The 23,212-nt window shown below is 61.2% G+C and carries 16 protein-coding genes and 1 pseudogene; 10 read left to right on the top strand and 7 right to left on the bottom strand.

Features of this window, described 5'->3' with window-relative positions:
* Window positions 1-195: 195 nt before the first annotated feature.
* From ACR65J_RS09405 to ACR65J_RS09380, 6 genes are all read left to right on the top strand, one after another.
* On the top strand, window positions 196-7,899 hold the full coding sequence (locus tag ACR65J_RS09405; protein WP_440168071.1) for a SpvB/TcaC N-terminal domain-containing protein: 7,704 nt from the start codon (window positions 196-198) through the stop codon (window positions 7,897-7,899).
* A 330-nt stretch (window positions 7,900-8,229) separates the two neighbouring features.
* The gene (locus ACR65J_RS09400; RefSeq protein WP_440168069.1) at window positions 8,230-8,448 is read left to right on the top strand and encodes a hypothetical protein; all 219 of its coding nucleotides are present in this window, start codon (window positions 8,230-8,232) and stop codon (window positions 8,446-8,448) included.
* 85 nt (window positions 8,449-8,533) lie between these two features.
* Window positions 8,534-8,797: a hypothetical protein gene (locus tag ACR65J_RS09395; RefSeq protein ID WP_440168068.1), complete on the top strand. Its 264-nt coding sequence runs from the start codon at window positions 8,534-8,536 to the stop codon at window positions 8,795-8,797.
* Between the two features lie 122 nt (window positions 8,798-8,919).
* Window positions 8,920-9,060: a hypothetical protein gene (locus ACR65J_RS09390; RefSeq protein WP_440168067.1), complete on the top strand. Its 141-nt coding sequence runs from the start codon at window positions 8,920-8,922 to the stop codon at window positions 9,058-9,060.
* A 13-nt stretch (window positions 9,061-9,073) separates the two neighbouring features.
* Window positions 9,074-10,453: an MFS transporter gene (locus ACR65J_RS09385; protein ID WP_440168066.1), complete on the top strand. Its 1,380-nt coding sequence runs from the start codon at window positions 9,074-9,076 to the stop codon at window positions 10,451-10,453.
* Window positions 10,453-10,791: a nuclear transport factor 2 family protein gene (locus tag ACR65J_RS09380; protein WP_440157629.1), complete on the top strand. Its 339-nt coding sequence runs from the start codon at window positions 10,453-10,455 to the stop codon at window positions 10,789-10,791. Before ACR65J_RS09385 ends, ACR65J_RS09380 begins: the two co-directional genes overlap by 1 nt.
* Window positions 10,792-11,106: 315 nt before the next feature.
* Here the strand turns inward: ACR65J_RS09380 and ACR65J_RS09375 are convergent, their stop codons facing one another.
* The 4 genes from ACR65J_RS09375 to ACR65J_RS09360 form a co-directional block, all read right to left on the bottom strand.
* A complete protein-coding gene (locus ACR65J_RS09375; protein ID WP_440168064.1) occupies window positions 11,107-11,475 on the bottom strand; it encodes a type II toxin-antitoxin system death-on-curing family toxin in 369 nt (122 codons plus the stop codon).
* Window positions 11,472-11,678 (bottom strand): ribbon-helix-helix protein, CopG family, encoded by a 207-nt coding sequence (locus ACR65J_RS09370; RefSeq protein WP_440168063.1) that lies wholly within the window; start codon window positions 11,676-11,678, stop codon window positions 11,472-11,474. Before ACR65J_RS09370 ends, ACR65J_RS09375 begins: the two co-directional genes overlap by 4 nt.
* Before the next feature lie 341 nt (window positions 11,679-12,019).
* The gene (locus ACR65J_RS09365) at window positions 12,020-12,331 is read right to left on the bottom strand and encodes a CHY zinc finger protein (protein WP_440168061.1); all 312 of its coding nucleotides are present in this window, start codon (window positions 12,329-12,331) and stop codon (window positions 12,020-12,022) included.
* Window positions 12,332-12,350: 19 nt separating this feature from the next.
* On the bottom strand, window positions 12,351-12,992 hold the full coding sequence (locus ACR65J_RS09360; RefSeq protein ID WP_440168059.1) for a biotin transporter BioY: 642 nt from the start codon (window positions 12,990-12,992) through the stop codon (window positions 12,351-12,353).
* 93 nt (window positions 12,993-13,085) lie between these two features.
* On the opposite strand from ACR65J_RS09360, the pseudogene ACR65J_RS09355 reads away from it, so the two are divergent.
* Window positions 13,086-13,473 (top strand): annotated as a pseudogene (locus ACR65J_RS09355) (recombinase family protein); the annotation flags it as partial.
* A 262-nt stretch (window positions 13,474-13,735) separates the two neighbouring features.
* On the opposite strand, the gene ACR65J_RS09350 reads toward ACR65J_RS09355, so the two are convergent.
* Complete coding sequence (locus ACR65J_RS09350; protein ID WP_440168057.1) at window positions 13,736-19,843, bottom strand: N-acetylmuramoyl-L-alanine amidase; 6,108 nt, start codon at window positions 19,841-19,843, stop codon at window positions 13,736-13,738.
* A 614-nt stretch (window positions 19,844-20,457) separates the two neighbouring features.
* Here ACR65J_RS09350 and ACR65J_RS09345 point away from each other — a divergent pair.
* The 3 genes from ACR65J_RS09345 (at window position 20,458) to ACR65J_RS09335 (ending at window position 21,853) form a co-directional block, all read left to right on the top strand.
* On the top strand, window positions 20,458-20,913 hold the full coding sequence (locus ACR65J_RS09345) for a DUF6623 family protein (RefSeq protein ID WP_440168055.1): 456 nt from the start codon (window positions 20,458-20,460) through the stop codon (window positions 20,911-20,913).
* A gap of 422 nt (window positions 20,914-21,335) precedes the next feature.
* Window positions 21,336-21,554, top strand: a complete 219-nt coding sequence (locus tag ACR65J_RS09340) for a hypothetical protein (protein ID WP_440168053.1) — start codon at window positions 21,336-21,338, stop codon at window positions 21,552-21,554.
* Window positions 21,555-21,574: 20 nt separating this feature from the next.
* Window positions 21,575-21,853: a hypothetical protein gene (locus ACR65J_RS09335; RefSeq protein WP_440168051.1), complete on the top strand. Its 279-nt coding sequence runs from the start codon at window positions 21,575-21,577 to the stop codon at window positions 21,851-21,853.
* A 289-nt stretch (window positions 21,854-22,142) separates the two neighbouring features.
* Here the strand turns inward: ACR65J_RS09335 and ACR65J_RS09330 are convergent, their stop codons facing one another.
* Window positions 22,143-22,298 (bottom strand): hypothetical protein, encoded by a 156-nt coding sequence (locus tag ACR65J_RS09330; protein ID WP_440168050.1) that lies wholly within the window; start codon window positions 22,296-22,298, stop codon window positions 22,143-22,145.
* Between the two features lie 121 nt (window positions 22,299-22,419).
* Window positions 22,420-23,212 (bottom strand): hypothetical protein (locus ACR65J_RS09325; RefSeq protein WP_440168049.1); only part of this gene is annotated, 793 nt, incomplete at its 5' end.

The raw sequence follows: 23,212 nt of genomic DNA, 5'->3' as shown, positions 1-23,212 counted from the left end.
AGGAGTAATAATGAGAAGCCGCTCCGATGCCGTCGTGGTTCCGACGGCCAGTACGGGTCATGCCTGGGCCTGGTTTAGTGATGCATTTCCTCCAGGGGGCGCACGAGGGCTCGAACAGGCCTTGCACCGGGTCTTACGCCATGCGGGCACGCATGAGGCCTTTCTCTGCCTTAGTCGGTGGCTCCGGGGCGTCCGATGAGCGGGCCGAAAATGGGCGGGATCAGTGTTCCCAAGGGTGGCGGGGCACTGACCGCGATAGGCGAAACCTTCCAGCCCGATTTGCATACCGGTACCGGGAACCTGTCCGTTCCCATTGCCCTTCCGGAGGGACGGAAAGGCCTGACCCCATCAATGTCCCTGGCCTACAGCACGGGGGCCGGCAACGGGGCCTTTGGGCTGGGCTGGACCCTCGGCATACCGCAAGTGGCCCGGCGGACGGACCGGGGCATCCCACGCTACGATGACGCGCTGGATACGTTCGTGCTCTCCGGTGCTGAGGAACTGGTGCCCGTACCGGAGGGCACCGCTGCTCCGGCGGCGGGGGCCGTGGGTACGGTGAGCCGATACCGGCCCCGGACCGAAGCCGCTTTCGCCCGCATCACCCACGTAACTGGCGAGAGCGGGGACTATTGGGACGTCCGCAGCAAAGACGGGCTGCGCAGCTACTACGGTACCCCCCGGCCAGCGGACGCCTCGGCCGACTGGGCCGATCCCGCCATCGTCGTCAACCCTGCCGGTGGCATCTTCACCTGGCTGTTAAGCGAGACGAGTGACCTGCTGGGTAACCGGATCAGCTACACCTACCGCCCCGACCCGACGGGTAGCCCGCAGCTTTATCTGGCCGGTGTGCGCTATGCGGACTACGGCGACAAAGCGAACCCGGCATACCTGGTCAGCGTCCGCATCATCTACCAGGACCAGGACCCGGACGGCCCACCACAGCGGCCTGACCCGTTCTCGGATCGGCGGCCCGGCTTCGAGCTGCGCACCACGCTGCGGGCCAAACGCATCGAAATCTGGATCCAGACCGACACACCGGTGCTGGCCACCAGCATCGCCCTGAACTACGTCGATGAAACAGGAACACCCCCGAGTAACAGGGTCTCGCTACTGGGCCGGATCCAGGTCCGCGGTCACGACGGTGCCGCGGAGCAGGCCCGGCCGCCGCTCGAGTTCACCTACAGTGACTGGGATCCGGCTTCCCGCAGGTTCCGGCTGCTGGACCCCGTTCTACCTCCAACCCCGCTCGGTACCGGCGGGCTGGAGTTGGCCGACGCGTTCGGTGACGGTCTGCCGTCCCTGCTGCAGCTCAACGAAACGGCCCGGTACTGGCGCAACCGCGGCGGCGGCCTTTTCGATCTTCCCCGTTCCATCGCCGACACCCCCGCCGGAGTTTCCCTGGATCAGCCCGGAACGCGCCTGACCGACATGAACGGGGACGGCCGACCCGAGCTCATCAGCTCCTCGGCGACCCGAACCGCATCTTGGTCCCTGGCCGCGCCACGTGACGTGCCCGGAGCACAGGCAGGCTTCGACCTGTCCAGCTACACGGCCAGGACCGCCCCGACATTCCCGCTGACGGACCCTCAGGTCCGGCTGCTCGACCTTGACGGGGACCACCAGGCGGACGTGCTGCGCGGAGGTAACCCGCCGATGATGGCCCACGGTGACGGCCACGCCGGGTTTAGCGGCCTGCAGCGACTGCCGGCAACAACGGACCTGCCGGTCCTGGACTTCACCGACCGGCGGGTGCAAACGGCCGACATGACCGGCGATGGATTGACCGATATCGTCTTTATCAACAACAGGTCGGTGATCTACCGGCCCAACCTGGGCTACGGGCGGTTCGGACTGCCCGTAGCCATGAGCGGTGCGCCTGACTTCAGCGACGCCGCCTCCTACACCCGGACCGGATTCGATCCCCGCCGCCTGCTCATCGGCGACGTGGTGGGCGACGGCACCGCTGACGTGCTCTACATCGGTGAGGGCCAAGTCACCCTCTGGGTCAACCAGTCGGGCAATGGATTCGCCGCCCCTGTGATCGTCCACGGAACCCCACGCACCACCGATCTGACCGCGGTACGGCTGGCCGACCTGAACGGCACGGGGGCGCCCGGCATCGTATGGTCAGGGGTCGGCCAGGAGAACCGGACCGCCTTCCTGGACCTGACAGGCGGGAGCAAACCCTACCTGCTCACCGGCATCGACAACCACGCCGGGGCAGCAACCACGATGAAGTACGCGACCTCGACCGCCTACGCCACCGCCGACCGGACCGCCGGGCGCCCGTGGCGGACCACCCTGCCCTTCCCCGTCCACGTGGTGGCCAGTGTAACCACGCATGACGCGTTCGCCCACACGGTACTGAACACCCGGTTCAGCTACCACGACGGTTATTGGGATCCCGGGGATCGGGAGTTCCGTGGGTTCGCCCGCGTCGAACAGACCGACGCCCTTCTCCCCGTCACTTCTGAACCGCTGCCCCCGGTAAAAATTGAACCGCTCGACCCCCTGGCCGCCCCGGCCAACGTGCCAATAGGATTCGATTCGGCCGCCGCGGGCAACCTGCTCGCCAACTTCAGCTTCGACGCCCCCTCCCCCGGCGGCCCCAGCACTCTAACCACGACCGGCGACCACCCGTCGGGCGGCGGCCCATCAGCCGCTGATTCCTGGACCGTCTGGAACAACGCTGCCACAACCACAACCACCGAACTGCTGGCCTCAACCCTGCCCTACGGCCGGGGCGGGTCGATGGTGCACGTCACCACCGGCGCCGGCGGCTGCGGCATCGTGCAGACCTTCCTTCCCGCGCACACAGGCCCCGTCCACGTCATGTCGTCCGCATGGCTCTACGTGATGCGGGGCAGCGTAATGATAGGCACCGGCGACGGGGGAAATACCAGCGAAGATGCCGTCTGTGCCGAAACGGGCCGCTGGATGCTCATGGAGGCTGGCAATCAGAGCACTCCTGGTAATGAGATCGTCATCTACTCAGCCAGTGCAGACGGGGCCGAGTTCTACATCGACCACGCCTGGGTCCGGGAACCGTCCGGACCCACAGAGCCCGTGGACAGCCCTCCGCTGCGCACCGTCACCTGGTTTCATCCCGGCCCGGTCGGGCCGCCTCATGGGGCCTGGCACCAACTCGACTTCAGCGAGGAGTACTGGCCCGGTGATCCACAGCTGGCCGTACACGTCGATTACACGGAATTACCGGATCGGCTGCCACGCCCCTCGCTCCGCGAAGGCGTCCGGGCAATGCGCGGCCGGGTGCTGCGCACTGAAACCTACGCCCAAGACAGCTCTGCCCGCGCCAAGAGCCCTTACGAGGTCCACGACTTCGCCTACCAGGTCGCGCCGGTGCTCGACGGTCGTACCGCCGAGCATGCGGACTGGCAGGCGTCGCCCGTGGTCACGGTCCATCCAACCATGTCCCGGTCGGTTGTGTGGGAACGCGGTATAGATCCCATGACAAGGCTCCTTCTCACCGGAGGCTACGACAGCTACGGCCGTCCGCATGCCAGAGCAGACATTGGGGTTCCCCGCGGCAGAGACCCCCGCGCCCCAGGCGCTGCCTGCCTGGCCACCCTCACCGCCACCGAGTACGCCACCCGCGATGACGCCGGGATCTACCTGGTCGACCGGGTAGCGCGCACCGTCCGGTACGAATGCGGCGACGACGGGACCGGACCCGTGCTCGCGTTCGGGCTGGCTACACTCACCGGCGCCACCACGACGAATCTGCGCGGACTCGAGCTCTCGTACTATGACGGTGAGGCCTTCACTGGTCTGGACTTGGGCCAACTGGGGGACCACGGGCTACCAGTTCGCACCGAACACCTCGTTATCACCCCGGCGCTCCTCACCCAGTCGGGCCAGCCCGGACCCGGCGGCACCGGCATCACACTCCCGCCCTACCTCAGCCTCGATGGGAGCGCTGCCCCGGCCAGCTGGCCGGCAGTCTACCCCGCCGCCTTCCAGCAGGCCATCACCGGTGCCCCCGACACCCGGGGGCCGCACCTGGGCTACAGTTGGCATGAGGATGTCGGAGACTACGTTGCCGGCTACTACGCCCAAACCTCCCGGGTGAGCTACGACATCCACAACAGCCCCCACATCGGTCGCGGCCTAGTCACCGTGTCCCTAGACTCGGTTGGCGCAGAGATTGCCACGAGTTACGACAGCTACCAACTGCTGCCGATCAGCATCACTGACCCGGCCGGACTTACCACCACCGCCGACTACGACTACCGGCTGCTCAGGCCGATCCTGGTCACAGACACCAACGGCAACCGTACCGCCGTCGGTTACACCCCGCTCGGATTGGTCGCCTTCACCGCCCAACTGGGAAAGATTGCAGGAGCGGAGGCTGACACCGTCGCGCAACCAGGCGTGTCCTACGAGTACCACTTGACAGCCTGGGACGACAGCGCACCCACCGGAAATTCCCCCGCCAATGCCCGGCAACCCATAAGTGTCACGACCGTGCGACGGGTCGAGCACCGGTGGACCATCGTAGACCGGGAAAATTCGCGCCGCACCGCCGCGGGCCAGCCGCCACTGACCGACCGGGACATCGCCGCCTTGTTCGGTCCGGAGGAGCAGACCAGCCACCCGGAACGGTTCATTCACATAGTCGAGTTCAGCGACGGACTTGGACGGCTCCTACAGACCCGCACCCAGGCGGACGACTTTATTATCGACGACCTTGGTCTGACCGACGACCCGGCAGTGGCAACCGGTACCGTCACCGGCCACAATGCCGTGCCTGAGTCCCCGGCGGTCGTCGTCAGCGGCTGGACCGTCTACGACAACAAGGGACGGCCCGTCATCGGCTACGAACCATTCTTCGACACCGGATATGGCTATCTGGGGCCCGCTGAGGGGCTTCTGGCGTCTCTGGCGCGTACTGTCCGGCATTACGACCCCCGCGGGCTGTGCATCCGCACCGTCACGGCCGATGGGACGGAAACACTCACCCTCCGCGGCGTTCCTACCAGCCTCGCCAACCCGGACGGCATGGAACCGACCCCCTGGGAAACCTGCACGTATGACGGCAACGACAACGCCGGCCGCACCCACCCCACGGTCAGTCTGGCGTTCGCCGACCACTGGAACACGCCCTCCAGCACCGTTCTTGACGCGTTCGGCCGGACCACTGCTACCACCGCCCGCAACGGTACCGAGATACAGGTCACCACCACCAGCTACGACATCGACGGACACCCGCTGACCGTCACCGACCCGCTGGGTCGCGCATGCGCGGCCACCTTCTATGACCTTGTCGGGCAGGCGTGGCGCACCTGGCTGCTGGATGCAGGCACCACCCACACGATCCGGGACGCCGCCGGCGCCCCAGTCGAACAACGAGACGACAAGGCCGCACTCACACTGTCCGCCTTCGACCGTGCCCATCGTCCACAACTTGGCTGGGCCTCCGAGCATTCCGGCCAGACACCCACGCTGCGCCTTGTCACCGTCTATGGCGACGACCCGACCGGGGCCGGACTGACCCTCGAACAGGCACGCGGCGCCAACGCACTCGGCCGACCCGTGCTTATTCTGGACGAGGCAGGGGCGCACTCCATCAGCGGCTACAACCTAGATGGCAACCCGGTGACCGTTACGCGCCGCATCTTGCAACTGGAACTGCTGCTCGCTGCCCTCCCCGCATCAGGCACAACAGGCGGTGTCTGGGACAACACGAGCTACGCCGCGGACTGGCAACCCGCGAGCGGCAAAAACTACACCGAGCACGCGGACGCCTTGCTAGATCCCATCAGCTACCAGACCGACAACGCATGGGACGCGCTCGGACGCAAAACTGCTGAAACAGGACCGACCGACGTGACAGGGACACGCAGCCGGTACGACTACAGCTACGGCCGGGGCGGCGGCATCACCGCCATCGCTTTGGACGACACTCCCTACCTGCAATCGGTCGCGTACGACGCCCACGGCCGCCGCCTCCTGGCGCATCTCGGCAACGGCCTTCTCCTTCGCTACCGGTACGACCCGCAAACATTCCGTCTCTCCCGCCTCCACACCGCCAACGCCACCCAGCTAAACCCCGTTAGCTGGCAGCCCCACGGGCCAGCACAGCAGGACCACACCTACCGCTACGACCTTTCCGGCAATCTCCTGACGATCGCCGACCGTACCCCCGCATGCGGAATTCCGCCAGCCAACCCGAACGCGCTCGACCGCCGATTCAGATACGACCCGCTCTACCGGCTAACCGCCGCCACCGGCCGCGAAACCGACATCCTGCCCGATCAGCCATGGTTGGAAACACCCCGCAGCCAGGACATCACCCGCGCCCGCGCGTACACGGAAACCTACGACTACGACCGTGCCGGCAATCTTCTTACCCTCCGGCATGCCGCGGACGCCACAGCGGCTGGCGCCTACACGCGCACCTACACCGCCACCGCCGGCAGCAACCGACTCGCTACGCTCGCCACCGGATCCATTACCGCAAGCTACACATACGACCCTGCCGGGAACCTGACCTCCGAAACTACCAGTCGCCTCTTCGAATGGGACCACGCGAACCGGCTCGCCACCTACCGCACCCAGGCCGGGCCCGAACCATCCGTCTACGCCCAATACCGCTACGACGCCTCCGGGACGAGGACCATCAAGCTCGTCCGCAACCAAAATGGACCCGACACCGTCACCATCTACATCGGCGCCGGGTTCGAACGGACTCTCCACACCCTGCCAGCTGCGGCCGCGCCCACCACCCACGACGCAGTGCACATCCTCGACGTCGCCAACCGGATCGCCACCAGCCGTAGAGGCGACCCGCTCCCCGGCGACGTCATGCCACCGATCATCTACACGCTGCCCGACCATCTAGGGAGCAGCACTGTCGTCACCGACCCCGCGGGTTCGCCGCTCAACAAGGAAGAATACACACCGTATGGCGAAACGTCGTTCGGCAGCTATTCACGAAAACGGTACCGATTTACCGGCAAGGAACGCAATGAAGAAAGTAGCCTCTCTTACCACGGAGCGCGCTACTACGCCTCCTGGCAGTGCCGGTGGGTAACTTGCGATCCGATACCAACCACCGGTGGCAACGTATATGGCTACTGTCATGGCGCGCCGCTCGTGCAGAGAGACCCTGACGGGCGAAGCCCAATACCCGTAGTGGATGGCATCGAGAAACACTCGGGCTCAACCGTAGCCGTTTCCCCTTCAGGATCTCGGGCAACGCCCGCGCCCACCCAAGCGAGTACAACGAATGGGCCTGGAACGCTTCCGGACGGACGGACGGATTGGGGCTGGGTAGCTAAAGAGACGCTGAAGCAAATTAACCCTTTCTCCACGCACGAAGAAAGAGTTCAGAAAGTCAATGCAGCACTGGCGCGCAACACGGACTCACTCAGGAGGGCCGGACTTCCTACCGATAACGGTGAGGGAATTCTGTCGGGATGGAGTCTGCTGGGACAAACCTTAGGGGCCGTTGCGGCCGGACGGCTATTGGGTCCCGTCCTGAACAGATTCCTCGTACCCAAGCCCGTGTCGGGCGTGAGGTCAGTTGTCCTGCCGAAGGCGACCGCCTCTACGGAAGCAGTCGTTCCGGAGACCGCAAAATCACCACTAGTAATCGACGTTTCAGAACAAACCCTTCCCGAGCCTATCCGGAGGGCAAAAGCACTTGATGAATGGAATGAATATTTGGGCCCGAACCAGACAAACGTCCACCCTCGCACTGGACTTCCGGACGCCGACCGATTGGTGTCGTCGGATGGCCTACGGAGCATCCGCTTTGGACAGCATGAAATGAATAGTAGCCGCCTGCATTACCACATGGAGGAATGGTTCCCGGATCCAGATCCTGAATTGCCGACACTTATGATTACCAATGACGTTAGAAACGTGAACAAATGAACCTAAACTCGCGTGCAGTCATAGGGCCGCTCGCGCACGAACCGCTGGGTGGCGGCCGACGGCGCTGCTGGTGCGGGTCCGCCCTTACAAATGCACCGGGTGCGGCCGGGTGTGGCGGCAGGACAGAGCGCCTTCGCCCCGTCGGTGACTGTTTTCATGCGTGCCTTACACACGGGGTCCATGAGATTCCTCGCTTTCGCCCACCACACTCAGCGCCCGCGTTCACGAACTGAAGTGTGGAGGCGGCCCGGTATTCGGCAGCCTCCGTGGTTGGAGCCGGAATGATCTTGGCGGGCACTCTAGGCGCTCTCAAATGAGGCACCAGTCGGGATGAGCCACAACGCCTTTTCGTCCGTAGTGCTTGTCCTGGTGGGAGTCGCGTTGATCGCTTTCAGACGTTCTGTATCCCAGCTTCAACTCACAGCACTGGCCAGTGTTGAGTATTTCAGGAAGAACCCCAAGATCCATCTCAAGCGGCTGGGTGCGGCCGCGGTAATTTTCGGGGTGCTGTTCATGCTTATCGGCATTTTCAGATATTTCGCGGTTTGAATCCTTCTACGAGAGTTTCATCCATCTGTGCGTCTAGCGATGGAATCTGCAACACTGACGGACCAGTGGGACTCTGGCTCTGTCCGTGACGGTCGAAAAGCGAGTCTTTGTGGGGGGGCAGCGAATGGGTGAAGGCGTAGTTTTCGCGCTGGTGGCCGCTGTCTGGTTCGTCTTCCGTAAGCGGATAGCGGCATATCAAGTGTTCCTGGTTACAGAGAAGTTTAAACTTCTCCCCGTCAGGGACAAAGCCGAGCAGCTGCGGGGCGTGGAACTTGTAGGCACCTTGTTCTGCGCACTGCTCTTCGTTGCAGGGGTCTTGTTGATGGTTCTCCGCACACAGCTCGGGTAGACCGTTGAGGCGTCCGCTGCTGGATCCTTTTACGGGCGATCAAGTCCTTCGCGAAGTGTCTCAAACCCGAAAGCGCCGATCTGCCTTTCTGGCCTGAATACCGGCAAACAGAACGGTGGACAATGTTGCTGGACACCACCCCGACAGTGGTCCCGGACCCCCGGCAGCAACAACGGCAGGCATGGGAAACGGCAAAGTGGCAGCCGGACACCTGGTGGGAATTCCCCGCCCTGCACTCGACCAACACCACCACCGACGACTGAAAGAGTCCGTACAATGACGTACACCCACAACACAGCTTCCGAAGGCACCGGGGACGACCTGCCAACCACCCTTTACAAAAAGCTTGCCTGGCGAATTCTGCCCCTGGCCTCCGTCTGCTACGCCGTGGCCATCATCGACAGGGTCAATATCGGCTTCGCCAAACTGGAGATGAGTGCCGACATCGGGCTCTCGGCCGCGGCCTACGGCCTTGGCGCTGGCATCTTCTTCCTCGCCTATATCTTCTTTGAAGTGCCCAGCAACATGATCCTCGAACGGGTCGGCGCAAAAGTGTGGATCGCGCGCATCATGGTCACCTGGGGCGTTGTCACTATCGCTACGGGGTTCGTCCAAAACACTGGACAGTTCTACACTGCCCGGATCTTCCTGGGCATCGCAGAAGCGGGCTTTTACCCGGGGATGGTCTATTTCCTGTCCCAGTGGTTCCCACGCAAACGCCTCGCCCAGGCCTTGGCGCTGCTGGTCATCGCAGGACCCATCGGCAGCATGTTCGTCGGTCCTCTGTCCGGGTGGGTCATGTCCGGCCTGGGGGGACTCGCCGGTCTCGCAGGCTGGGAATGGCTCTTCGTGATGCAAGGCATACCGGCTGCCCTCCTTGGCATTATCTTCTTCTTTGCTGTTGCCAGCTCGCCGAAGGACGCCGTGTGGCTCACCGCTGAGGAAAAGGCCGCCATCGCGGCAAGCCTCGGTCCCGCCGGGGCACGTGAGAAAGCGTCAAAACAGTTCAAGAAGGCCATCACCACCAAGCGGGTTTGGCTCCTCGGCTTCATCCTGGCAGCCAACTACATAGGCATCTACGCCGTCGTCTTCTGGATACCGAGCATCATCAAAAACACCGGCGTTACGAATGTAATGACGATCGGGTACGTGTCCTCGGTCCCGTTCGCTGTCGCTGTCGTGGCGACCATCGCCCTTGGCATTTACTGCGACCGTAGCCAGGCGCACCGGCGGGTACTGGTCACGGGCATGGTACTGGCCGCGCTGGGGCTCGTGATCAGTGTGGCCACCGGCGACCAGCTGGCCCCCACCCTTATCGGCATCTCCCTCGCCAGTGCACTCTTCACCGCTACGGGCCCCATCATTTGGGCGGTCACCAACCTCGAGCTCAAGGGCATGACGGCGGCCGCCGCCGGCATCGCGCTGATCAACACCATCGGCTCCATTGGGTCCTTCCTTGGCCCTTACGTCATGGGGCTCGGCCAGGACTGGACGGGCAATGTCATCGTTCCCCTCCTGTTCATCGGAGGCGTGGCGGTAGCCGGGGCACTGGCTGCCCTTGCCATCCCCCGCACCCCAAGGAACCCGGAACACCTCGACAGAGGGCGTGACACTGCCCTGAAACCGGTCCCCCAAGGGAAAGCGGGCGCCCAGTAGTGAACACCCTCTCCGAGACAGTGCGAACCGTGATGGAGGCCTACAACAAAGGCAACCCGGAACCCCTGATCGCCACTTTCCACGACGACATTCAATACACCATCGTCGAACTCGACAGGACATACCGGGGCCTAAAGGCAGTCAGCGCCCTGGCCCGCGAGGGGGCCGGACAAACACGGTTTCACCTGCAGGAAGTCACATCGCACGGGCCGTTGATCGCCTTCACCTACGACCACCACAACCCTCTTGCCGGAATGAGCTACAACGGCCCAGGACTGGCCGTCCAAAAGTACGACGACGACGGACGGCTGCTCGGACAATGGGCTTATAGAGCCTGAAAACCAAACAAAGGACGACGGCGGGATTCCCGCCGTCGTCCTTTGTCATTCTGATCGCTGCTATCGCAGCAGCCCCGAGCCACTACGCCCGAAGACCTGCCGCTGTCAAGCTTTGTCAACACTAGGCACGCCAACAAACGTTTGACCTGCGGAAACACTGTGCCCGAGGTGGGACTCGAACTGCATTCCGGCCCCTGGAAACAGTGGGAGCCCGCGAAAACATGCGGAATCCGGGCCAGTTCGAAGGCTATTGGGCCCAGTACGAGAGGAAAGGTGTGGACATTGTCCACACCCCGTTTCGGGGGTGTTCAAGGACTACCGGGGCACCAGATGTCTGGAAATCTCGGCGGCAGAGTCCAGCAAGTCGATGGTGCCCGCGGCGACTCCGACGACGAGGTCGAAGCCTTCATCCGTGGTGAAGCCATGCCGGTAACCGTTGATCCACAGCAACAGCACCATGAGCGTCCACGCCGTCCGTTTGTTGCCATCAATGAGCGGATGAAACCGGGCGACCGACTCCAACAAGGCAGCCGCCTTCACCGCCAGTTCCGGATAAGCTTCCGCGCCCATGACAGTCGTCGCCGGCCTGGCCAATGCCGAGGCCAGCAACCCGACATCCCGTATATGGAAGCCGTACCGATCAACTACCTGCAGGGCATCCTCAATGTCCAGGTACGCTGTCACGCGTCCTCAAGGCGCTTCAGCAGCTCAACGTCATGACTCATCACGAAATCAAGGCCCTCGCTGATTTCACGCTGGCGAGCGTGGCGCTGAAGAACCAACTCAGCCCCCTGCAACAAAAGCGCAGACTTTGACGTATGTTCCTCGGCAGCCAACTTCTCCAGCCGTCGATCGAGCTCTTTAGGGACACGGAGATTCATAGCCATGTCCTTATGGTACCAAAACGGTACCCGTCCTGCCGCCGTCATGCTGTGCGATCTCTGTGCAGTCAGGACGCGTTGTAAGCGGCAGCACTTCCAAGCTTTATGACGGTTCCATCATCGGCTCTTTAGCAGAACGAGCAGAAGCGGATTAGACGACTCGTGGACGCAGTCCCGTAGAGCTCTGAAAGGCAACCCGTGTGCTTCCTTAAGGCGCAAATGGAGGCAGGAGCTCTTGTGGTGTGACTGCGCTGGGGCAGGCACACTGCCTCCATGCCGGGGGTGTCACTGCAAAGCCGCTGTGCGCTGGCGTCGCTCTTCGCGGGGAATCATCGGAGAGGTTCCGTTCAGGTCTGGAAGTAAAAATGCGTGTGGGCCGCACACCGCTCGTTCAGTCGAGCGGCACAGTTGGGGCACGATGTGGTCGACAGATAAGCGTTTATGGACATCTCGCTTTTGCACACACCGCACAGGACTGCTGGCTCTGCCCACTCGTTTCTTGGCCATGTTAGGGCCGGGTGGTCTGCCTCCTCCTCGTGACAGAGATGGCAGGGATAGTACCGAAGACAGCACTTGAACTTTATGGCTATGACATCTACGTCGGTGTGATAGTGAATGCAGCGGGTTTGGTCGTCTACGGTTTCCCCGAAGATCCTCATAGCCATGCTCCGGCCTCGCTTACTTCACGCGGCGCACGAGGATGTCCGGGAAGGCCTTGTGGGCGGCCACCGCGGCGGCGGATGCCAGTGCGTCCTTTAGGATGTCGCCGGGGTAGAAGATGAGGTCACTGGCGAAGGCAGCCTGCCATGACAGCTTGAGGTTGACCATCATGCCGAGCACGCCGAGCAGGTGCGATGCGACCACGGTGACCACTACCGCGGCGAGGAAGAACCAGAGGCCGCGCCGCTTGGCGGGGAGGCGCCGGATGATTTGCTCGGCGGCTATGCCAACGAGCAGAGCGGCGAGGAGGAACCCCACGATGTATCCGGCGGATCCGCCGGCGAGGACGGCCAGGGCCGCCCGGCCGCCCGAGAAGATCGGCAGCCCGGCGAACGCAAGGAGTAGGTAGAGCGCCACCGCTGCGGCGGCACGTGATCCGCCCAGGACGAGGCCTGTCACCATGATGGCGAGGGTCTGCAGCGTGATGGGCACCCCGAAGCCGCCGACGGGAATGCCTGGGACGATCGCCGAGGCTGCGATCAACGCGGCGAACACGGAGATAAGGGCCAGCGACTGCGCATCCCACAGTGGACGCGGCGTGCGGGGGCTGTTCTGGGCCGGGCGGCGCGGTGCCGAGGTCGAGGTCGTCTCGTGGCTCATGGTTCCTCCTGTGAATGGTGGTCGGTCCTCCGAAGAAGGCTACAGAGCCCTGTCTACGGTCATTTTGTAGCGAAGCCACGACTGCGCCGATGATCTATGGATCAATTGCCACAAACCAGCCATCTGCCTTGCACAGCTCTCGTCCAAGGCCTCACGCGCAAAGGTGTCCGCGTCGAGTTCGTGAAGCAAAGCCTGGTCTCCACAGGCGAGGACTCTCCCCCATGGCCAACCTGATGCTCTCGGTCATGGGCGCCTTCGCCCAGTTCGAACGTTCCCTGATCGGGGAACGGCAGCGGGAAGGAATTGCCCTGGTGAAGCAGCGCGGAGTCTACAGTGGGCGGAAGAAGACCCTGCCCCCGAACGGGCAGCCGAACTCGTGAATCGCGTTGAGAACGGTGTTCCGAAAGCCGTTCTGGCCCACGACTACGGGATCAGCCGTGAAATGGTCTATCAGTACCTTCGTCTGGCCAGGGTCACCTAGAACTCCTGGCAGACAGGTTCACAAACCCTCTTATGACAGCGCCAAGACTGCCAGTTCCGCACTTCGGCAAGCTGACGGAATCTCCATTATCGGCTATCAAATTTTGCCGGGGGAGTGCCCTCAAAAAGGGGCTGCTTCCGGCCATCATTCGTGGCTTTTTCTCCAGGTTCCGTACTTTCAGTGACACACCATGGAACAGGCTCCATTCCTACCGATTCTAGGCGCCGTTACCTTTAGCAAGGTCCATAGCTGCAGTCTTGTCTTAGGGAAGGTTTGCAGTATGAAGGACGCGTTTGATCATTTGCGCCGTCTCGAATTCGAGCCGGCCGTTGTAGAAGCTGTCAGGCTGGATCCGGGAGCCAGAGAAGAATCTGTTTTTGAACACCTGGATAGCTCGATCCGTGCCGTCGTCATATGTGCTGCTTCCAGCGGAAGGGATCGCATATCCGATGGCAGCTAGATCGGATTTGACCTCGGTGACCACTGCGCTATAGTTCGGGGGCTGCCCTCTTCTAATGGGCAGCTTGATATTGGTATCGGCCTTGAAGATGGCGCCGTAGATGTCCTCCACTGGGTTTGACGCTGTGAAGATTGTTGAAGCGTCTGCCGGGGCGAGGCCGAAGCCTGCGGTTTCCAGTCTGGGCCAGTCCAAGCGCTTTCCTGGGTCGAGTGCCTTTCGTCCGACATCGCCGTTTGGATGCAGTCCGATGTCGCTGTGGCCAATGAAGTTTTTCGCTTTTGTTGCCGGGTAAGTGGCTTTGAGTTGGCCCAGTAGCGCAAGGAGGGCGACATACTGAACCTCTTCGTAAGCGACAGTGTCATTGAGGTGGACGATTTCAATACCGATGGACGAGGTATTGAGTGATGGCCTGCCTTTCCACATTGATCTTCCGGCATGGTTGGCGGCGTCGGATGCCTCGTGAGCCATTTTGATTATTTCGCCCGTCCGGGTAATCACGTAGTGCGCTGCTGCCTTCTCAGTTGCCGTCGGGTCCACGAAGTGGGGCGGCAGGTCACTGTTTCCGGCTGTGTGGTGCAGAACCACATAGTCTGGCGATACTCCTGTCGGGCGCGAGGATTTGTGTGGTGTTTTGGCCCAGAGGGGACGGAGTTTGACCGTTATGCTGTCGCCGCGAAGCACGATATTGGGATTGCCGGTGATAGCCGTGATGCGGTTCCCGGTGACCGTCACTTCCGCGCGTTCTTCCAGCCACATCCTGTCAGGTAGCGGGACGGCTGCCGTTGCGGCGAAGCCAGGCCAGTCCGCTGGTTCGGTGACAGAGTGGTCAGGTGTGATGGTCAGGTCGTGGACTCCGTCTTGAAGTTTCTCGTTCACGTCCTTCCAGGTGTTTCCCTTGACGTTGACGGTGAGGTTCATGCTCCCACTGACGATTGAAGCTTTGAACCGGACGTCCGTGTCGGTTGCCAAGAATTTGTTGACGCCCTGGATTCTGAAGGTACGTTTCGCCGCACCGGTTGGAGCGGTTGTGCCGGCGTCAGCCTCCAGTCCCGGCAGGTAAAGGATCCGCCAGTCTTCGAAGATGGCGAGTTTGCTCAGGTCTCCGCCGTTGAACTTCCGGTTGAGCTCGTCGACCGACAGGGTGATGGCTGTTCCTTCATTTGGTGGATTGAAAACTGTTGGGTCGCTGTCGAATGTCTGGCTGATGTCCCATGGGTCGAGAACCTCGACGCGTGCCCCGGTCGCCGTCTCGTCCCCGGCTATGCCGTGAATGACTATTGCGTGGGAGGAAGGTTCCCCGACAACCGTCACGTAGAGGGGGCCCCGCTCGCGCAGCCATTGGCGCCATTGCGCCGCGGTGGGGTATTGGCTGCCGACGAGTTGGATGTCTTTGAAGCCGTAGAAGTCCTTGACGTCCTCCAGGCGGTCCCATCCGTATGACTGCTCGAGGCTGTAGCCTACTTCTGCTGCCAGATGAGTGGCGGTGAGCACCACGCTGGCGGAGGCAGCGATGCTGCGCCGGTATCCCTCAAGCATCGCCATTGCAGCAGCCCAGCAGGAGGTTTTGTTGGGCTGTGGGACCAGTGCTACATCGTAATGTATCGGTTCCTGCTGTTGCGATCGCCCGGAGCTAACTTGGACCTCTTCGGTGCTTCCGTCCGAGTGGGTAGTCTTGGCAGTTACGCTGCGGCCGTCATCGAGGGCTTCCACTGCTGCCGTTGTGAGCGATGGTCTCCGGCTTGCTTGCGCGGCTGTTTCAGCTTGTTGCCGGGCGCCGCCGTCGATCTGCTGGCCCAGGTGGTCTCGGACCAGTTGGCGGTACTCGGGGTCAGTGATGGCTTCGGCATCGTGTGCTTCTTCCAAGGACCGCATGATGGAGCGGGAATTGGCTGAATTGTGGTCCTGCATGGCCATGGTCTTGGCCATTTCCGCGAAGGCTTTCGCGTTCTCCTGGTTTGAAAGGTAGGTGCGAATGACGTTTTCCTGGTTGCCGGCAAGGCCTGTAACGTCCCGGAAAGCTTGGCTGTTGACGAGGGCCGTTGACAGCCCTTCCAGTCCGCTGCCGGGTGCGGGGGCTTCCCTCGGGGTTTGCATTGTTACCAGAGGCTGGGCGAATTGGGCCCAAATCGCTTTCCAGTCGGTCCGCTGGGGTGTGGGTGTGACGACCTGCTGGATCGCTGTTGGTTCTTCGGTTCGGAAGAGGTCCCAGTCTTGAGAGGAGTCCGGCTTGACCTCTTCGCAGGCGTCGCACTGCCCCATCAAAGCCTCCATGTAGACTCCCCGGGTCGGGACGCTCAGACGGTAGGGTTCGACCGGGTGGAGGGGCAGATAGTGATCACGCAGGGTTGGCGTTGCTTCTTCCTCTTCCTCTTTGTTCTCGACGATGAGGGCCTGTGAGACGTTGTATCCGTCGGCTACGGGAAAGACCAGCGAGTTCCCTGCGACAGTGATCAGTTCGTGTTTGACTACGGATGACAGGCTTCGATAGCCGAGGGGTGCCCCGAAGCGGTTGAATATTTGAATGTTGAATCCGTCTAGCAGCATGAAGCGGCGGTCGGCGTCAAGAGTTCGCCACAGTGCCTTGTTGTAGTGCTCGAGGTTGGAGTTCAGGTGGGCCACTAGTTCCTCGACCAGGTAGGTATCTTCTTTGCGGGGGTTGCGGCGGTCCTGGGACGTCAGCGGTGTGGCGAGCAGAGCCCCGCTCGTAGCGAAGTCTTCGTCCAGCAGATCGTTGCCGGAGTAGCCGTTGTGGATATCACCGCTGTAATGCGCTGTTATATACCGGATGCGCACTTTGTCCACGATGAGCGTGGCTAAACCAGCACTCCGTAAGCCGTGGATTACCTGGCTGTTGGAGTGCAGACGCATCTGCTCCGGCAGATCCTTGCGGGGTACGGTGCTGCCGCCGGACAAGCGGATCTGCATGGCGCGTTCTCCACCGTTGTACCTGCTCATCGCTGTCAAGTCGAGATTAAGTGTCCCAATTCGGATAGTGTCAACGATTTTATTGAAAATCAGCGGTGCAATATCCCGATTGAATATTCCTTCCCATTCAGAGATGAGCCGTCCCGCAAAGTAGTTGTCGAGCATCTGGTGAACATCACTGAATTCTCCCAAGATGTTCGAGTAAGACTCCCACTGCTGTCGATCGATGGGGTTCTGAAAAAAGTCGATAATGAATGAATTTCCAGAGATCTCGATTGTCTTTGGGGCAAATGACTTGACACGTATTGCATCGGCTGGGCGCACGGATTGGAAGTTGGCGTCCAGGTCCATGAATGCATCGAAGATACGCGTCTTGACCAGGACTTCTTCTTCCACCGTGTTGGTACCGGGCCCCCCCAGCAGGGATAGGCCCCCAGTGAAGACCGCCACGGCGGCGGTCTTCACGATATCGATTTCTTGGCGTGACACGGTCTTGGTAACGACCGGGAGGGAGACGATGCGGTCGTATCTGGTTCTCGGGCGCGGAAGGCGGGTGCGTAGAGTGAACTCGCCGGTGATTTCGGTGATGGGGTCTTCGGCGTAGCTATTCAGCGGGAAGTCTACCCTTGAGTATCCGCTCAGGATTCGTTCGTTGGCGTCGAAGGCGCGGGTCAATGGATGCTGCTGCCGCACGCTGCCGCGCAGCAGCATGGGACGTAGATAGGTGCTGGACGGCATGGGGAGAAGGTGTGTCGTCAGGACGTCTTTCCATTTTGAGATGTTCCTGCTGTTGAACTCGGTCAGCAAAAATGGGACAAAAACGCATTCTTGAACGTCGGCGAGTTCCTGCGAGATTGCGTAGTGCCGCAGGACTTCGAAATACATCATCGTTATGGAGTGGCAGTGGTTATGGTTGGACACGACTTCGGTGGTGACCGCGTACTCCTGCCCCTCCTTCACGGTGGTCACGACGGATGCGTTAAGGCGTCGGTAGCTTTCGGCGTTCTGTGACAGGGCTTGTCGGAGTTTTTCACCGAAGAATTGGGTGATGCCACGGGACCCGCTTTGTGAGGCCGAAGAGTTTGAGTTTGCGTAGCCTCCTGCGACGCCGAGGGATCCGCTGATGGCGCCGATGGATCCACCTAGGCCAAGGCCGGCGCTGATCCCTGAGGTTGAGGCCGAACTTTGCCCGGCAAGGGTTTCCCGGATTCCGCCGCTGAGCACGTCCGTGATGCTGCGGTCATCCACGAGGGTTGCGCTGAGTCGTTCACTTTGGGTAAGTCTTTGCTCTTCGCTGGCTTCGAGCGTGTTGGCCATGTCGTATGAAACGATCTGCTTTTTTTGTCCTGGGGCCAATGGCAGGGAGTAGACCAGATCACCCAGAGAGTACCCGTCGGCCTTGAAGACGGCTTTGTAGAAGAGTATGTGTCCTGTGGAGACGGTTACCGCCTGGTAGAAACTCAAGGCATCACCTGCCAGTGGCGCGTCCTGCCAGCGGATTGGGTTGCCCAGGTCAACTGGGGCCCGGTTGATCTTCTCGGCTCCCCCGCTTAGTTGGAATGAACCATCGCCATTGCGGGTCAGCGTGTAATTGGCTACGTCCGGGTCGGAAACACGGACGATGGCGTTATATGCATACTCCTGCAACGTCCGGTTGGGTGTGGTGATGCTGATGCATCCACCCCCCAGATCTTGGGAATACTCGTCTGAATTGATTAGATCCGACTGGTCAGGCAGCCGCGTCACACCGGTATTTTTGGTCGCGCAACCGCAGTCCTCCGGATGCTCGGCATGCCCTCCGTCGTCGAGAAGAATGTAGATGAAATCCTCAGAAACCGTCTCCTCCGCGGAAGTGGATGCGATTCCGACATCGACCGCCGCATCGGGAGCGGCGGAAACAAGCGCTTGAGCGGCCACGAACACCCCGCGGGGATAGGGCATCGAAAAATAGCCCCGATCGTTTGTCTCCGCGGCTGACACAATCCGCCACACCACGTCGGTAGCGGTTTTCCCTTGAAGGACGACGGTAAGGCCGCGGACCCGCGTACCGGCGTGGCGGGCTAGCACCTGCCCGCGGATGCGTTTACGGGCAGTGCTGCTCCCCGATCCCCCAGTTCCTTCGATGACTCCCGGGCGGTGAGCCGGAATTTCAATTTTCAAACCATGAAGCAGCGGATCCGAGGCGCCGAAGTCCTGACTCCAGAGCGTAGCCCCGTCGAAGCCTTTGACCCGCACCCGGACCATCCCCTCGACGCCCTCGGCAAAAAGAGTTGGTTGGGTCAGCATTTCGAAGTTCACTGGAACATCGAGAGGGTCCGCCAATGTTCCCCAATCAGCGGTCAACGTACGAACCTCGATGGATCCCGACGCCGACCGGACGGGCACGTCCGCAACAACGCTGTAAAAATCCAAGTCTTTCCGGGTTAGCGGCTCCCCATCTGTTTTCACCAAGAAAGTCCCGGCAACTGTAACTGGTGTCAGTGAGCCCAAGTCAATCAGAAAAGACGTCAATTCATCGAAGCGGGCGTGCACGGATTTCACGAACTCAGCAGACACACTATGCCTCTGGGCCAGTTCCTGGAATTCAGCTTCTGACAGGGAGTCAGCTTCAGCGGATTCCGACGTGAAGGTACCGATGTTGACCAAGAGCCTAAGCAGATAGTTACTGCCTTGCCGTGGCGGGGGCGGGTTGTCAAGGACCATCCGGTCATAGATTGCAGCATTGACTAGGAAAAGCTTATTGGCGAACTCCAGCGTGTCATTGGAGTCGTCATGGGGCCCCACCCGAGGGCCGATGTCCAAAAAAAAGTAGGCACGAAGCGCCCCTCTATCGAGCACAGTCCCGGTTGAGTCAGAAACTGCAAAGGGAACTTCCAATTGCAGCTTCTCGAGGTCCCCCTCCCCCACCCAACCCGTGAACATCTGTCGGTCATCGCCAACAACGAACCGGCCATCATACGGGAACAAAAACGTCTCGTTCGGCACTACCCGGTGAGTCACAGGCTCATGGCGATCCAGGTCCCTTCTGACCCGAAGCACCTCCCTCTCCTCACCAGCGATGTAAGAGTAGACCGGAAGCCGCAGAGTCAGTCTTGTGATAGGTATCGAAGCGCTTCCCGTGTCAATGCGGAGGCTACCTGTCACAATAGCCATCGTTCAGGCCCCCATCCCAGCACCAGGCCACGATTGCGTCGACTCGCGGGAGCCCAACATCTGGCCACGCCGACCGACTGCTTGGACATCGGGTGGAGTGGTCCAGGCCGTTCTCGCCAACAGTTCAGGGCCCCGGCGTCCTACCGTGGATGTCGACGCTGCTGGGCAGAAGGACGTGTAGCAGTTGAAAGGTGTGCTCATCGCGCGCCGCCTATCCGGGCTTTCATGGCAGTAGGAACAGCCCAGCCTATTCAGCGACGTGTTACTGCAGCGTTACTGCTGGCAGCGCACGAACTGCCCATTCCAGACATACGATGGCCACCCAGCGTCAGGGTGCTTATAAATGCACCTTGCAAGGCATAACCCCTAGCCAAGAAGGTCACAACGCCTCCACACTGATTGCACCAGCCTGCTGGGGAGCACCTAAAATCTAGGAGGCTAAAGAAGTGGCACGCTTTTCAACTCACGGGGTAGCCGCGGTCGTCGAGTTCCCGACAAATGTCCGCAGAATCATGCACAACCTTCAAGGAACAACGATTTTTCAAAGCGCCCGAACGGATAACTGGCTACATCTGCCGATAGCAGCGGAGCATTTATCCATAGGTATTCAGCAGCGTGTATCCGAGGTGTTCTTTAAATGCACTTTGAATGAGAACGCACGTATTGATGAGGTTCGCCTGACCGATGAAAATCAAATTGTTTTCCGAAGGACAATCAATTTTGTCGGCGAAGATGTCGATGAACGCATGAGGTTCACCGAGGTACCTTTTGTCGGCGGTCTGGTGCTCACCCTCCATGTTGAATTCCTGGACGGCACTCCTGAGGGAAGGATGGAATTTAGGAACGGCGGCGCCACCACCAGGGCTGTGGGTGTATTTCCAGTTGGGGGATCCGGCGCTTAGCTGGCCATGGAAAAATAGGGTTCCTCCTGGTCCGAGCAGGCCTCATCGCCTGCGTTCGCCGCTTCCTCCCACCGATGTAGTCGCTCGAGAGGTGGGTCTGCCCGTGCTGCATCAGGCCGATCAGGGACTGGGAGAAGCAGCCATCGTAGGAAGACCTCCGTTAAAGGTGGACGTCAGGATTTGCATGCGCTTCGATCCCGGGATGTCTCGGGCCTCTGACATGATCTCGACGGCGCCGGTCCCCGAATGGCAGGCGTCAAGAATCAGGAACATCCCGTCAAGCCATTGCTCAGGCCCGGACAAGAGGGTTTCCACGTGGGTTCCAACCTCATAAGCGGTTCAGGACGTGGATTTTCCGGATTCCCGTCCTTGGGGAGCAGGAAAAACCGTGTGCCTCCTCTGGACTTGTCCCTGGTAACCCCGTGTCCAATGAAGACGATCAGCAGGCTCGCCTGCGCGGAAGCGGCGGACACCACAGCCTCTTCAACACTCGGATCCAGCCGGTGAATGCGACCGTTTCCTTCAGCTTGACATCCCCCACGGCGGGGATCGGTCAGCAATTCAAACAACCGACTCACCCGGTCGGGCACGAAATCCAGATGCTCCAGAGCGTCACACTGCGAGCCGATGACCAGGGCTGACCATCGGCAGCCCACTCGGGTTGCGCACCATCATCTACGACCGCATCTCACCGCAGCCCCCCGAATACCCGGCCATGGTACGGAAGTGGGTCAGCATCGCCGACCGCAACGATCTCGTAGCCGCCGAGCCGGACTTGACCAGACTCTTCGATCGGAACAAACCCGCCGAGGCCGTCCTCGAATCCGCATGGACTGTCGACAATGGAGCCAAACCCCATCAGGGCGAGTACTACCTCGGAAAAGCACAAGCCGGTCGACCGATTGCCGCCGCCCTGGGTAACCGGGAAGCGTCCGATTAGGACTGTGCTGCCCGACCCGTGCTGAGTTGCTGGCAGCCTGCCCCGCAAACTGCTGTGGTCGGGGAGTGTGCCTCGTCGATCATCCGCACAGGAGGCAGTTCGCTCCAGAGCGTCGTACTCATTAATCGGCCGAGGCAGTTGTCATCACTAACTACGACCCCTATTTCCGACGAAATTCACGCCGTCGCCGGCCGCCCGGACGGCCTCACCTCCGCTGCAGTCCCGCTGGCAAGGGATCCACCCGGCTCTGACGCTGTCAAGGGAGGGGGACATCAGTAGCAACGCGCCCTTAGACCGGATAGCCGTTCTGCTCACTCCAGTAGACCAGCCGGTCGCGGGTGGTGAGGGTGTCGGGGTGGTCGGCGCCCTGGATCCGGATGCGGTCTGTCAGGATCCGCCGGTACTCCTCTGAAGCTTCCGTGGCCCCGCCTGTCTCCGCCGTCAAGGTGGCTTGACGTCAGCGGTGTGGGTCAAAAGAACTCGATGTTGGAATTCCTTCGGCCCAGGCGGGGCGATACCAACCCGATCGGCCAGGTAGGTGTTCTTCTAATTATGACTAGTTTGGTTCAAGAACGATGTCGTGGCCGCTGCCAGTGCCATGGCCATCCCTTGAACGGCTCATCCTTCTCATTGAAAAAGGCGTTCCTCTCAACGTTGTCGGCTTCCGTCATGAAACGTAGGTTATCCACTTTCAACCAGAGGTTCTCGCCCGTGCTGCCCGGAATCTTGAGTTTGAGGCTGCCCGGAATCTTGTGATCGATTGACAGTCGAAACTGCTTCGGTGAGTCATTTGAATCGCGATTCGGAAGTAGGTCAAGAATCGGCGCGCCTTCACCTCGGCCAAAGTTATATCCGGCGAGTTCCAGCATCTTCCGAACCTCGTGCGCGTTTGCATCCTGATCTGATTCATTGTGGAGTATCTTCCAAAACTCGTTTCGCGCCGCGTCATACCCCCGCCTAGTATTCGGCTGCTCACTACTCGCACGCTCCCAAACCTCACGCAACGCCGTGGTCTGTCCGAAGTCCGAATGGTACGCCTGGATAGCGGCATACAACTGGGCCCGGTCTTGTGCTTGCTTCGCCGTGCCCTCTTCCTCGCGTCGGAATGATTCGGCTCCGGCGTCGGGGCTCAGCGGTTCGACGGTGCGTTCGGGCTGGGCTTCGGCTTTGGCCCGTTCTGCCCGCTGGATGTCCCGCTCGATCTGCTGGGACTGGCCCCGGTTGAACTGGGAGACCCAGTCGTAGGTTTCCCGGCCGGCCCGTTCCCGTTCGGCCCTGCGGGCCTCTTCCTCGCGTCGGAATGATTCGGCTCCGGCGTCGGGGCTCAGCGGTTCGACGGTGCGTTCGGGCTGGGCTTCG

The organism is Arthrobacter sp. SAFR-044 (assembly GCF_059414985.1).
This window is presented reverse-complemented; position numbering and strand designations above follow the sequence as displayed.

Coding starts and splice junctions, on each gene's coding strand:
- ACR65J_RS09365 (WP_440168061.1), bottom strand. CDS start 12,331: ATGAGGATCTTCGGGGAAACCGTAGACGACCAAACCCGCTGCATTCAC.
- ACR65J_RS09405 (WP_440168071.1), top strand. CDS start 196: ATGAGCGGGCCGAAAATGGGCGGGATCAGTGTTCCCAAGGGTGGCGGG.
- ACR65J_RS09390 (WP_440168067.1), top strand. CDS start 8,920: ATGTTGCTGGACACCACCCCGACAGTGGTCCCGGACCCCCGGCAGCAA.
- ACR65J_RS09370 (WP_440168063.1), bottom strand. CDS start 11,678: ATGGCTATGAATCTCCGTGTCCCTAAAGAGCTCGATCGACGGCTGGAG.
- ACR65J_RS09385 (WP_440168066.1), top strand. CDS start 9,074: ATGACGTACACCCACAACACAGCTTCCGAAGGCACCGGGGACGACCTG.
- ACR65J_RS09360 (WP_440168059.1), bottom strand. CDS start 12,992: ATGAGCCACGAGACGACCTCGACCTCGGCACCGCGCCGCCCGGCCCAG.
- ACR65J_RS09400 (WP_440168069.1), top strand. CDS start 8,230: ATGAGCCACAACGCCTTTTCGTCCGTAGTGCTTGTCCTGGTGGGAGTC.